Raw genomic sequence first — 13931 nt, forward strand, 5'->3', positions numbered from 1 at the left:
CGCTCCTTGCTGTTACAGCTTTTCCGGCTGACTACTAGGCTTTGATGAGGAGTCCGTGCCAGCAACTTTAACTTCCATGCCTTTTTGTGGATATTCAGGTGGTGTCATGACCACTTTATCGCGACTTGTGATGCCATCGCCGATTAAGAAGAACTCACCCTCTTCACGAATAACTTGCACTTTACGTGGCTCAAGCTGGTTATCTTGATTAAGTAACCAAACCGACTGATTATTCACGATATCTTGTGGTAGACGATAGATTTGTTTTAACGTTTTACCCGCAAAGCTAACTTGTACATACGTGCCGTATTTTATCGCTGGCTGGCGCGTTGTGAGACCATACGGGTCATTGATACGTACCACCAGGTTGTTCATACGCGTTTGTTGGTCAACAGTACCTAAATCTCTATCAATCTCAGCTTCACGAGTGAAGGCATTCACACCACGCTGATAAACCGTAGCGGCAAGCCCTGACACTCGCTCAGGTAAGAACACAGAATCAAAACCCGCGATAGGAATAATCACTTCCGCCGTTTCGATATTATTGACCGTACCAACTGAACTACCCATAGAAACGAACTGGCCAAGACCAACGTCTTTTTTCACCACTAGTGCGTTATAAGGCGCGATAACTTCGCAGTTTTCTAGGTCTCGCTTTGCACGCTGCAGTGCAGCTTTTGCCGATTTTACAGAGGCTTTGGCACTCATGACCTGCGGTTTACGTAAAAATAGGTCGGTATGCTTTTTATTTGGAAATCTTCTCGCTTCATCAGCAGCTACATCAGCTTGTGCTTGCTCTTCGATAAGCTGCGCCTGAGCTCTGGCAAGTTCTGCTTCTGCTTGTAGTAACGCGGCTTCGTAGTTATCTTGCTCAATACGCAGTAACACTTCGCCTTTTTGTACCACACCGCCTTCAACAAAGTTAGGGTGCCAGTATTCAACTTCGCCCGATACTTGAATAGAAAGTTGTGTACTTTCTAGCGGTTTTACTTCGCCATAGCTTTGGATCACAACTTGGTGATCTTGCGCAGCGAGTGTTTCAACTTCAACAACAGGACGAGAATCGACTTCTTGCTTCTCAGGTTCACTCTTAGCAACGGCATTGACGAACATAAATCCGACAACACCCACTATAAGCACGGTAAAGGGTAGAATCCATTTTAAAGTTTTAGCTTGCATGACAGTACCTATTGATAATTTCCTGACCGTATAGTACCAAGTTTAGCGCGTTCTCGGATGTGACATTTGTAAGAATCTGTTACACCTTTAGAACAACTTTTTATAACTATCGAAAAACAGCAAAAATTATAAAGTTATTTCAAACAATTAAGTACCAAAACCATTGATTTGAAAAGACCTTTTTAAGTACGATTTTTGTGATTTATATAACAGTTTTTTCGGCTTTTTGTCACATTTTTCACCCTAGATCTGCTTAGTGACATGATGAAGCTCAAGCACTAGAACTATACTGCCTACCAATACGATAGCGAACAACAGATAGATCCCAAGCAGTGGACTCAAAATACCAAACGTACTCGCCACGACTAAAGACAAGAAAACTGCAATAACAACTGCGACTAACACGAGAGAAGCCCGACTCCAACACTGCTCAATAAGAACATCACGTACCTTAGCACCGACTAAACGCTTGATATAGAAGACTGGCGTACTCAATATGGCGAGGTAGCCGAGCAAACCATACATACCTGCCACTACCTGTATTAACATCATCAGTGCGATCACCAGCCCAGCTAAAAAGCTCAGCATGGCTGTTTTATTGAGTTGCTGCATCCGCGATTTGATATCGACGAGCTTTAAAATAGATTGGCTTGGGTTTTGTTGTTTGTACAAGGCGGTAACCGTATGCAAGTCTAATTTCTCTCCTGCTTTGGCTCGCACCAGAATATTTCCACTAATAAAATTAAAAGGTAGATAAGCTAAGGCTTGTGCTTGAGACGTATGGCTAAAGGTATTTTCGACAATACCCACAAGGGTAATGGGGCGCTGATTTCTGTCGTAGATGGTCATGCCGATATCTGCTGCTGTTACGCCAAGGCGCTGTGCTAAAAGCTGATTGAGCACCACTTTTTTCCCTGAACTATTGATAGCTAGGTCATCCTCAGAGAATCCGCCACCAGCAATAAACCTTAGGCCTGAGGTGATAAAGTAATTTGGCCCGCTGAGCTGTAAATAAGCGACGACTGAGTCGCTGCCATCATCAACTAAGCTTAGCGGCTCCAGAAATACAAATTCGTGGGGTAATACGCCAGCCAGAGCAGCACTCTCGACGCTTGGGTGCTGTCTAAGCGCCGACAAGTTTATCATCGCTTGATTATATCTTGCTTGAATAGCATCTGAGCTGCGGTCGTAGTTACTTTGCTGTAACTCAACAAAATAAAGGTTATTTGAGTTAAAACCACTTGAGGTATTTAGCTGCCCGCCAAAGTAGCTCAATAGCCAAAACGCAAAGCTCATTGTGACTATGCCCACACCGATTTGCAATCCGAGTAAGGCTTGACTCATTGACTTAGGCAATTGTTTGACCTGCCCCTTCCCTGAGCCACTTAGTTGACTACGAATATCCTTAAATGACACCTGAGACATTGCCAGTTTTACAAACACCAGTGCACAGAGTTGAGCAAAAGCACCTACCAATAAAAAGCTCCACCAAGGTAGTTTGAGCCAAACTGCATGGGCTAGGGTCTCCTTCGACCAAAACTGCATTAGCCAAACGCCAGCATTCGCTATCCCTATCGCAAGCGATGACGCAAACAAAAAAATCAAGGCAATATAACGCCACTGTTCGAGTTGTAGATTGCCGCGCTTAGCACCGAGTACAATCGCCAGTGCCAGCTGGTTTTGTTTGGCTTTAAAGTCTAGCAAGTAAAGCGAAAATGCATTCACTAAGGTGATGACAAGCAGCCCAACGCCTGCAAATGCTAACCATTGCGTCGTTGTTCTTAGCTGCCCTTTTAATTTATCAGCAAGTGGTGACAACGAAAATCTGAGCGTCGCACGACCAGATATCCCTTGTTCTAATTGAGCTTGCTCAAATGCAGTTTGAAACTGCGCCTGCAAAAGCGTTAATTGCAGCTGCGCATTTTCGTGTTTTATGCGACCCACAAGAAATAAGTCGCTTCTTACCGCCAAGTGGTCCATACCCGTAATACGGTCACCCATCATAAGTGTGAATGGCAAAAATACCTCACTCATCCGGTTAGATTGATATAACTGCGGTTCAGACTCATCGCACGCGACCACTCCCACCACGATATAACGACGATCATCTAGCTGAATGCTCTGCTCTATAATATTTTCATCAGGAAAATATTGCTGCACAAAGCACTCTGTCACAACGACTTCGTTAGGTGCTGTACCAAGCTCATTACTTTGGGAAAACCACCCCCCTTCTTTTAAAGCAATATTAAAGAGCGAAAAAAAATCATCACTGACGTAAGTTGTCTCAATCCTTGGCTCAACCACTGAACCACGTAATAAGCTGTGGCTATACAATACTGCGGAGGCTTTATCAAACAATTGCTGATCTTGAGCTAGCTGCCACGCAACAGGCGTGGAGATAGCATTTTCCATGATCGTCTTGTCATGTTCATCTAACATATCCCCTTGCAGCCAAACGAGTTTATTACTTTGCGGATAAGGTAGCGACTGATAAGCTTGCCATGATAAGCCAATACTCATCATCATAGCGGCGAAAGCGCCGCTCAATAACATGACCAACATCAGACTTAGCCTAAGCCTATACCTCAATCGCCTCAATAGCTTATGCCCTAATGTCATGCTTATCCCTTCACTAATTCAGATGGGTTGATTAATGCGTTGAGTGGCCTGCGCAGTATTTGCTGTAGTGAAAAGTACAAACACGAACTCGACACCAACACTATCCCCACAGCCGCAATCGAAAACTCTGCCACATTAAATGTTTGCTGAAAGTATGGCGACAATAATAAACACCCTGTTAGGGAGATCATTAACGCTATACTTATGTGCTTAAAGTGGGTAGTAAGATCCTCTCGAGTGAGATCGCTATGCTTAGCACCCAGCACCATTTTCGTGCCGTAATAAGAAAGCTTAAGTGATTGGCTATAACGAAAGACACCAAATAGGCCAATAATCACGAGCAACAACGCCAACGCGAAGATAAACAGTGCTCCATAGGTAACCAAGGTATCAGTCAACAGGTATTGCTCACGCTGCGCAGTAAGTGATTTAAAACTAAAGATTTTCAATGCTGGATGAACTTGCATCAGCAGCGCTGCAAAATGGGATTTAGTGACAGGCTGCTGAGTCTTAATTAACACCGTATTACTTCCTTGTACTGCTCGATACACATGGGGCAGTACGGGTTCGCCAGGCACGGCTAAATCAGCAACGACACCAATAATTTCAAACGCCGCATCTTCGTCTGTAATGTTAAAACTCAAGCGCTTGCCTAGCGCCTTTTCCTCTCCACCTAGTTGCTCTGCAAAGGTTTTATTGATAATTAACTGCTGCTCACCGCGGCGCACCGCTTCACTATCGAAAAACTGACCTTGTAGTAACGGCAAAGAAAAAAACTCAAGATAACCACTATCCACAACTCGGCCAACCGGATGCACGCGTTCGAGCGTCTCGACTTCTTGCAATGACCAAGTGCCAACGCCTTGTCCGATCGGTGAACGGCTTCGACTCACCGCGATTACTTCTGCGGTATTCGCAAGGACTTCACTGGCTTGACGCATTACCTCTGTGTATTCATCTCTTGGCATAGTATCAGGGGCATAAAACGTCACTTCGTATTTATTCTTGAGATCTACCGCATAAGCATTTTTGAGATGAGATAAGGCAGCAACGCCGACATTGAAGCAGAAGAAGAGCAAGATAATAGAAATACTTAACTGACTCACCGCCATGAACCGTTGCACTCGCGCACTCACAACAACGGCATTCCCCTTACCGCTTTGTTTTAGCATGTGCGTTAAGTGACGAAAGCGTATTGCAGACATTCCTGCGAACAACAATAACCAGCTCGTCAATAAAGCGACCAATCCCAGTGCAAGTATACTTTGCCAGGTTAACGCTATCAGCTGCGCTTGCGGCAACAGCCCCACTAGTTCTTTTTGTAGCCACTGGCAGATAACATAAGACGCTCCAATTGCAACCACGAGTGATACTAAGCAAAGTGCTAGCAGCGGTAACCACTGCATCAGCGCAATATCTCTTATTTTTGCTCCCACCACCGCTTGAATTGCCAGCGTGCGCTGGATCTGACTGAGTCTTGCAAGGTATAAGTTACTGATATTTAATAGCGCGATACCAAGTAAACCAAGCGATACCACAAACATTCCAAATAACAATAAGGGAGACTTACCGAGCATAATTGATTTCAACGACACCGCGCGAATGCCAATATACCACTTCGCAAAATACTCACTGTCGCTCACTTTGCTGCGCCAAAGTGTGTTCATTTCGTTCGATAGCGAGAGGCTGACTTGTTCATGCTCCACCCCTGTAGCCAGCTTACCTACCATCAAGTTAAGCGCATATCGGTTCCACCAGTAAGGTTTAGCTTCCTCTGAAGTTAGGTTGTATTGCCAAGGTAACCATACCGCAGTGTTGTGTGTCAGCTTTTTTAAGTTAGGTTCATAAAACGGCTCTGCAGCAACTCCGACAATCGTAAACTCTCGCCCATCCAGTCGCAGCGTTTTATTTAAAATATCAGGATCACCATTGAAGTGACTTTGCCAAGCTTGAAAGCTCAGCACTGCGACAGGGCTGCTCTCATCTACAGATTCAGTAATAACCCGCCCCATCGCAAGCGGCATATCAAAAATACTAAACCACTCTGGCGAGACATAAGCTGATTCAACTTGTGGCGCATCGGCATCCGAAGTAAGCAATTGCTCAGCATAATGCACCATCGCCAGCTGCTCCATTGCGGCAGGTTTATGCTCGTATAAATGCATCAATGATGGGTAATTAAAGGCTTCGCTGCTCTCGTTACCATTTTCATCAAACATCGGGTATTCAAGCTTCACAATACGTTTTGAATCTGGATATGTTAAAGGTGAAAAATACAGGCTATGTAACATCCCCATTGCGACCAGCATCACAACGAATACACAGCTCAGCGTAGTCACCACACTAACATGATAAATATTTGCACGGCCTAAGTTGAACACTTGCATGGTGCCCTCTCTATGCTCGTTGACTAACAGGTTGAGCAGAAGCGACGGTGCCTAACAGCTCACCATCGAACAATTTCACCTGCCTTGGAGCCATATCGGCATAACGTGGATCGTGCGTCACCATACAAACTGTGGTGCCTTGCTGATGCAATTCAGCGATTAATTGCATCACCTGATCGCCACTTTTCGAATCTAAGTTACCCGTCGGTTCGTCCACCAGTAGAATGCTTGGTTCGGTCACCAAAGCACGAGCAATCGCGACACGCTGCTGCTGCCCGCCTGATAACTGATTTGGCTTATGTTGAACGCGATGCGACAGTCCAACCTTTTGTAAACAAGACTCGACTCGGAGCTTTACTTCAGCCTTACTCAACTTCTCAGGACGATACTTTAGGGGTAAAGCGACGTTATCGAATACCGAAATTTCATCAATGAGATTAAAAGCCTGAAAGACAAACCCAATATGCTCATTGCGAAGCTCAGCGGCCTGATCAAGCGTCAGAGTTGTCACATCATGAGCACCAATCGTATAGCTACCACTTGTTGCTTGGTCAATTAAACCGATGATGGATAGCAAAGTAGATTTACCGCATCCTGATGGGCCAGAGATCGAAATAAAATCGCCTTTTGCAATTTCCAGTGAAATATTTCTCAGTGCGTGTGTTTGTAGTTCTTCGGTTTCGAACACTTTATTGATATTTTTAAGCACTATCATTTTGATATTCCTACTTTAATAAGATTGTCTCATCTAGACTGGCAAGATAGGCTAGATCAGAAATGATTAATCGTTTCCCGGCTTCAACGCCAGAATCTATAACAATATATTTCCCCGTTGAAGCACCAAAGGTGATTTCTAGCGGCTTTGCGGTGTCATCACTAGTCAGTGCAAATAAGGTCTGCGTTTGATTGTCTTTGGCATTGGCAGGGCGCTGAACATAGGTGGCATTGGCAAGATGCTTAATGGCGATGCTGGCAGAGATACTCAGCTGCGCTCGCGCCTGCTTCGGTAAGGTATTTGGTAAACTCACCTCTACTTCCACGCTATTGTTTGCCACCACGGGGTCAACTCGGAGCACTTTGCCTTTTACTTTGTTGGCCTGCATGTTCACCATCACGTCTTGCCCAGTTTCAACCCAGCGCACTTGGGATTGTGGCACAGACAATACCGCCATCAACGACTGGTTAGAGCCAATCAATGCTAATTCGTCACCAACATTGACTCGTTGCCCAAGCGCCAGAGGCATGCGCTCAATGATCCCTGAAGTGCTGGCTTTAATCTCCAGTTGTTGTTGTTTTTCTAGTAAGTTATTGAGTTCTTGTTCACGAATATTGATTTCCTCGTTAGCAAGAATAAGCGCCGAGCCATGTAGTGCTTGCAACTGTTTAGCTTGCTGTTCTAGCATGCTAATTTCATGCTGCAAGGTACTCAAACTGGTTTCAGTTTGGGCAAAGTTCAGCGCGGAAATAATGCCTTGTAGTGCAAGGTTTTGCTCCGCGCGGTGGCGCAATACTAAGGTTTTAAGCGCGCCTTGTTTTTGCATCAGCTGTGTTTGTTCGTTTAACAGCTCCCTTTGTTGAGTGAGTAGCAGCTGCTCTTTTATTGCCCGCGACTGACGCAAAGCTTGTTTGGCTTGCTGAACTTGCAACACGAGATCAGGGCTCACAAGCTCGGCTATCGCATCCCCTTTACGAATAATTGCGCCTGCTTTGTGATGGATCACCTTAACAATAGCCGCACTTTGGGCGTTTAATAAAAACTGCTCAGCACTACGTAATTCTCCAAAGCTATCTACTGACAACGTAAGCGGACCTTGTTTGACCTCCGCTACCAGTATTTCAGCACGCATCACACTAGAATGAGACGCCCACTGTTGCCACAGTAAATAAACAATTATCACCACCATTAAACAGATAGCAACGATGTAATGTTTGGTTTTTTTTGGTTTTGCCGGTTTGACTAGATCCATGTTCCCTCCTCACTGACTGTCGACTGTTAGCGAGAACCATGCCAAATAAAAATAAACTAACATTTCAATAAGTTAAATTAATTCCAGATATCAAAACCGGCTGATATTTCGAAATCGAACACAGCTTTTCGGAATTGGAAAGAGATCTTAACTTTGTTTGCCAATATGTCGTTTATCTTTTGTTACATTCATTTTACCTTGAGTTTCTGACAGGCTCTGATGTTTTGGGTACACTCAGATTTTTACAATTTCGAGTCAACATTATGAAGAAAACTGCATTAAGCATTGCCCTCGCGCTCACCTTCGCAAGCGCCCCAAGCTTTGCAAAAAAAGACAAAAAAGAAGAAGAAAAAACAATCGCTTCACTAGTCGAAAATAAAACCAGTATTGATGGCCTGTTTCCGCTTTATCAGGATAAAGAAAGCGGAGAATACCTAATGCAACTCAATGAGACGCAACTTGATACTCCATTCTTATACTTCGCGCATACTGTTGATGGCGTTACCGATGTCGGCCATTTTCGAGGTAACTACCGAGAAACGAAACTGATTGAGTTTAGAAAACACTTTAACCGCATTGATATTATCAGCAAAACGCCGCGTTTTATCTTTGATGAAAACTCAGCTATTGCGAACGCGAGCGATGCCAACATCAGTGAAGCCGTACTCGCCAGTATCGAAATTGAAAAAGCTGAAGACGGTAAAATTTTATTCAAAGCAAATAAGCTATTTTTAAGTGAGTCACTACATAAAGTATCTCCTTGGAAACGTGCAGATGACAAGAACGCAAGCAAGCGCTTTGCCCTTGGCAAATTAGACGAGAAGAAATCTCGAATCGTTAAGCACCGTCCATATAGCAACAACTTAGATATTGTTGTTGATTATGTCTTTAGTAACCCAGACCCAAAAGTTGCAGGTTCAAATGCAGTGACAGACTCACGTTTTGTCTCGCTAAAAGTACAACATAGTTTTGTCGCACTGCCAGACAATGACTACCAACCTCGCTACGATGATGCACGTATCGGTTACTTCACCAATCAGTTTGACGTGCAAACTTCACCAGATTGGGCGCCGTATAAAGACGTTATTAAGCGTTGGAACTTAGTGAAGAAAGATCCAAGCGCGGCGCTTTCTGAACCTGTTGAACCTATCGTGTGGTGGATTGAAAACACCACACCAGTCGAATGGCGTGACACGGTTCGTGATGGTGTACTAGGATGGAATAGTGCGTTTGAGAAAATCGGCTTTAAGAATGCCATTGTTGTAAAAGTACAACCTGACGATGCCACTTGGGATGCGGGTGATATCAACTACAATGTACTGCGCTGGACTTCTTCACCTCGCCCACCGTTTGGCGGCTATGGTCCAGCAACTGCCAACCCGCTTACTGGCCAAATTCTTGGTTCCGACATCATGCTAGAGTATGTATTTATGCGTAACCGCTGGATGTATGACTCACTCTACTCTCAAGGTCAAATGAGCCATGGTGCTGAAGCATCAAGCGATACACTACACTGTTCGCTTGGACATGAAATGCAGGGCCAATTGATGACGGCAAGCCTTGCAACAGGTGCTGACATCGAACGCAAAGAAATGCTACGACAGGGCTTAGTACAGTTGGTTCTTCATGAAGTAGGACACACCTTAGGCCTAAACCACAACATGAAGTCTTCTATTTTGTGGGGTCCTAAAGAAGTACACGACAAGTCAAAAACACAAGGTATCGTAACCGGCTCTGTGATGGACTACGCGCCAGCTAACATTGCCCCTCTAGGCGTTGACCAAGGTGATATCTTCCAAACCAAACCAGGTCCGTACGATGATTGGGCGATAGAATTTGGTTACAGCACAGCACTTAACGATGACACCCAAGAGCAACAGCGCCTTGAAAAGATCTTATCTCGTTCTGGCGAACATGGCTTAGCTTTTGGCAACGATGCCGACGATATGCGTGCGCCGGGGCGTCATATTGATCCTCGCGTGATGATTGGCGACTTATCATCCGATCCGGTGACATACGGGGTTGACCGCATGACTCTGGTCAACCATTTATTCACCGAACTAAAAGACAAAGCGCGTGTTGAAGGTCAGTCTAACCAACAGTTATTAACCTCTGCGAATATGCTGTTTGGTCAATACCGTGCTCAAGCAACTGTGATTTCACGCCAAATTGGCGGTGTATACGTTGAGCGCAGCGTAGTAGGCACAGAAGGTGAAACAAAACCATTTACACCAGTACCACTTGCGCGCCAAAAAGCGGCTATGACCGCGCTTAAGGAAATGGTTTTCGCACCGACCGTGCTTGAAAATATGCAGCCTCTTTACAACTACATGCAAGCGCAGCGCCGTGGCTTTAACCATTATGGTAAGAACGAAGATCCTAAAGTCCATAAGATGGTACTTGGCATGCAAAAGTCGGTACTAGACCAAGTACTACACGCGAATGTATTACAACGTATCAGCGACTCTACGTACTATGGTAACGAATACAGCCTAAACGAGGTGATGAACGACCTGACTGCCGCTATTTTCGTTGCTGATAAGAATGCAACTACCTTAAGCCAGAACCTACAAATTGAGTACGTTTCTCGCTTAATTAATGTTGCAGGATTGAGCAAAGCGAGCAAATACGACAATTTGGCAAAAGCCGCTGCACTATTCCAACTGCAGAGTATTTTGGATAAGAGCACAGCTTGGGGTGCCGATCAGGCAACTAAGGCACATAAAGCGTATATTGATCGTATGATCACAAAAGCGTTAGAAGCGTAATTCGAAAATTTTTGTATTACGCGAGTGAAATGAGCGAAAACGTTAAGGGCTAGCAATTTGCTAGCCCTTGTTTTGTCTGTTTATATCACTAAGCTAAAGCGGGTTTAGAGCGATAGTACTGAATACAGCCTAATTGTGCGGCATTAGTCAGTAAAATCATCACAAACATCAACACGTGAGCTACGCTAACATGACCTAAGCTCAGTTCAGCAGCCAAGCCAATTCCTCCGGCTAAAAACTGCAGTGAGAAATACCTAGCGCTTAAGTTAGACACATCACCGCTTTTAATTGTTTTATAGGTCTGCGGCATAACGCGAATTGAGCTCATCACTAGCCCTAAGTAAGTTAACGCATTTAGCAACGCTGCAGCTTCAATGTCCTTTGCCAATAAAAGCCCAAATGGCAACGTCGACAAAGCAAGCAAGAGTGCTAATTGATTACACTGTTTCGAGCTTGCGTTGTAGCGAATAAAATAATATAAAATAAGTGCACTTAAAGAACCTGTAACAACAAAAGGCAACACCATAAAAAAACGTTCAAAGAAAACGTTGTAGGCAATAAAGTAAGAGCTTTGTGCAACACCAAAACTCATCATTAACAGTGAGACACCTGATACACTGCGATTTTTACGGATCTTCCTAATCAAAGGAACAAAGCTTAAAACCAAAACGAAAGAAGAAACGATCGGTAAATATTCGCTCAATGCCAACTCCAAATGTCTAAATTGTTGCTAAGTTAAAGTGCTGTAAAACCCTTAAAAACACTTTGTAAAATTATGATTTTTAAGGTTTTTATTTTTGAAGGCGCGCATTTTAAGAACTAAACATAAAAATACAACATAACCTATAGAATCTATTTCCCACCCCTTGGCAAGGCTCAAATACAACCGTATAAAAATAAGTACACTTTAGAAGGCTTAGAAGTGCGGCGGCATGAAAACATCTAACTATCAGCCGGCATGGAATTAACAAAGTAAAACTTATGTTAAAATAATATATATAAAACTTTACAAAACGAATTATTGTTTCTATTTTGGTGTGTGGATGTTCAAAAAACATACCACCAACTGGTCGTGCTCTACAGTGCACCCAAGGCTTGGTTCGGTATTGAACGACGCCCAACTTTTTATCTCAAGTTGGATAACCGCACACTCAAAAGGAATAACAATGAAACGACACATTCTTGTCACAGCATTAGGTTTAGCATCAGGTATCGCGATGGCACAAGCGCCACTAACGGAAGCTCAGATGATGGAATATACCAGCAAAGCTAGCAAAGCAATGATTGGTAAAAAGTACGATCTAAACCTTCCACTTATTACTCAAAACAGTGCTACAAGCACTTCAACGTCTACACAAACTATTGTGCAAACAGTTTCACACCCAGATGCAAGCTACATCAAACTACACTTTAAAAACCTCACCCTTGCAAACGGCGGTAAACTCGTTGTTCGCTCGGAGGATAGTGGCGAGCGCTATGAATACACCCAAGCAAACCTCCGCGCAGCAACAGTTGATCCAAGCCTCGGCGATGACGGCGTTAAACAGTTTTCTGCTATGTCAGTCTCTGCTGATAAAGTCATCATTGAATATACTCCAGGCCAAGGTAATGCAGGCAAAACACCCGAAGTCGATTTTTACTATCATGGTACTGAAGGGCAAGCAACTGTTGAGGGCTTGACCGATGTGACGCCCATGTCAACTTGTGGCGCAATGGAACGCAAAGACGTGCAGTGCTGGGCGCAATCGCACCCGGTGGAATTCGAGCGCTCGCGTCCAGTCGCCAGACTGCTCATGAACGGCAGTGGTTTATGTACGGGTTGGCGTGTTGGTGCAGATAACCGCATGTTTACCAATAATCACTGTGTGGGATCAGCATCAGAGCTGGCGAATACTGAGGTATGGTTTAACTATCAAAGTACGAGCTGTAACGGCAGCCAGCGCGAGACTGTGGTTAAGGTCACAGGTAAAGACTTCCTTAAAACAGATTACACACTAGATTATACGCTGTTTACCATCAATGATTTCGCTAAGGCCCAGCCGTTTGGTTATTTTGGCTTAGACGTGCGTAATCCATCGCAGGGCGAGCGTATTTACATTCCTCAACATGGTTCAGGTAATCCTAAAGAGCTGTCGATTGAGTCTGATCAAGACACCAATGGACTGTGCTCTGTTAACCAAGCAACGGCGAATGGTCGAGGTACGGGTACAGATATAGGCTATTACTGCGACACTATTGGCGGCTCGTCAGGCTCGCCTGTACTTGCAGCCTCAACCAATAATGTTGTTGCGCTACACCACTTAGGTGGCTGTACCAATAAAGGCGCTAAAATCAGCTTAATTTGGCCTCAGGTTTCTAGTCACTTTGGTGGCCAAATTCCTGTTGGCGATAACGGCACTACCGATCCATTGCCCGTTGCATTATTTACTTACAGCTGTAATGACCTAAGCTGCAGCTTCGATGGTTCAGGCTCTAGTTCACCAAATGGTTCTATTACACAGCACAGCTGGCAGTTTGGTGATGGCGCATCCGCTTCAGGCGCGCAAACGTCATATAGCTTCACAAACTCTGGCAGCTATACCGTAGAACTCACCGTGACAGATAGTAATGGTGACACTGCGTCAACAACACAACAAGTCACCGTGACGCTGCCAGGTGAAGAGCAAAAGCTTATCAAGGGAGTAGCCAAAACAGGGCTTGCTGGTGCTAGCGGCAGTGAAACCTTCTTCTATTATGATGCCCCTGCAGGCACGAATACAGTGACATTCAATACAAGTGGTGGCACTGGTGATGCTGATATGTACGTACTTAAAGGTGCAGAACCAACAACCAGCAATTGGACTTGTCGCCCTTACCGTTATGGTAACAGCGAATCTTGTACCCTAAATGAAGGTGCAGGTCGTTATTGGGTGATGATCCGCGGGTATAATGCTTACTCCGGCTTGCAGATTATAGCGAACCATAATTAATCTCAGCACTTTATAACACACCAAACAATGTGCGTGCTCGCC

At 44.5% G+C, this 13931-nt stretch carries 8 protein-coding genes; 2 read left to right on the top strand and 6 right to left on the bottom strand.

Translation table 11 applies throughout. The features are described 5' to 3' along the window. Positions 1–12: 12 nt before the first annotated feature. The 5 genes from GSF13_RS23705 to GSF13_RS23725 all read right to left on the bottom strand — a co-directional run bounded on the left by GSF13_RS23705 (position 13) and on the right by GSF13_RS23725 (position 8152). On the bottom strand, positions 13–1179 hold the full coding sequence (locus tag GSF13_RS23705) for an efflux RND transporter periplasmic adaptor subunit (protein ID WP_010606916.1): 1167 nt from the start codon (positions 1177–1179) through the stop codon (positions 13–15). A gap of 243 nt (positions 1180–1422) precedes the next feature. Further along, the gene (locus tag GSF13_RS23710; RefSeq protein WP_211867308.1) at positions 1423–3798 is read right to left on the bottom strand and encodes an ABC transporter permease; all 2376 of its coding nucleotides are present in this window, start codon (positions 3796–3798) and stop codon (positions 1423–1425) included. Between the two features lie 2 nt (positions 3799–3800). Continuing rightward, positions 3801–6185 carry an ABC transporter permease gene (locus GSF13_RS23715; protein WP_211867310.1) on the bottom strand — a complete coding sequence of 795 codons (2385 nt, stop codon included), beginning with the start codon at positions 6183–6185 and terminating at the stop codon, positions 3801–3803. Between the two features lie 10 nt (positions 6186–6195). Then, a complete protein-coding gene (locus GSF13_RS23720; RefSeq protein WP_010606919.1) occupies positions 6196–6900 on the bottom strand; it encodes an ABC transporter ATP-binding protein in 705 nt (234 codons plus the stop codon). Positions 6901–6910: 10 nt separating this feature from the next. Next, positions 6911–8152, bottom strand: coding sequence for an HlyD family efflux transporter periplasmic adaptor subunit (locus GSF13_RS23725; RefSeq protein ID WP_211867312.1), 1242 nt, complete (start codon positions 8150–8152; stop codon positions 6911–6913). Between the two features lie 263 nt (positions 8153–8415). Here GSF13_RS23725 and GSF13_RS23730 point away from each other — a divergent pair, with 263 nt between their 5' ends. After that, positions 8416–10920, top strand: coding sequence for a zinc-dependent metalloprotease (locus GSF13_RS23730; RefSeq protein WP_211867314.1), 2505 nt, complete (start codon positions 8416–8418; stop codon positions 10918–10920). An 88-nt stretch (positions 10921–11008) separates the two neighbouring features. Here GSF13_RS23730 and GSF13_RS23735 read toward each other — a convergent pair whose 3' ends face one another. Continuing rightward, the gene (locus GSF13_RS23735; RefSeq protein ID WP_102057758.1) at positions 11009–11623 is read right to left on the bottom strand and encodes a PQ-loop repeat-containing protein; all 615 of its coding nucleotides are present in this window, start codon (positions 11621–11623) and stop codon (positions 11009–11011) included. 463 nt (positions 11624–12086) lie between these two features. Here GSF13_RS23735 and GSF13_RS23740 point away from each other — a divergent pair, with 463 nt between their 5' ends. Next, positions 12087–13889 carry a PKD domain-containing protein gene (locus GSF13_RS23740; RefSeq protein WP_174170213.1) on the top strand — a complete coding sequence of 601 codons (1803 nt, stop codon included), beginning with the start codon at positions 12087–12089 and terminating at the stop codon, positions 13887–13889. Positions 13890–13931: the final 42 nt, after the last annotated feature.

It is taken from the genome of Pseudoalteromonas sp. M8, from assembly GCF_018141365.1.
Classification (GTDB): domain Bacteria; phylum Pseudomonadota; class Gammaproteobacteria; order Enterobacterales; family Alteromonadaceae; genus Pseudoalteromonas.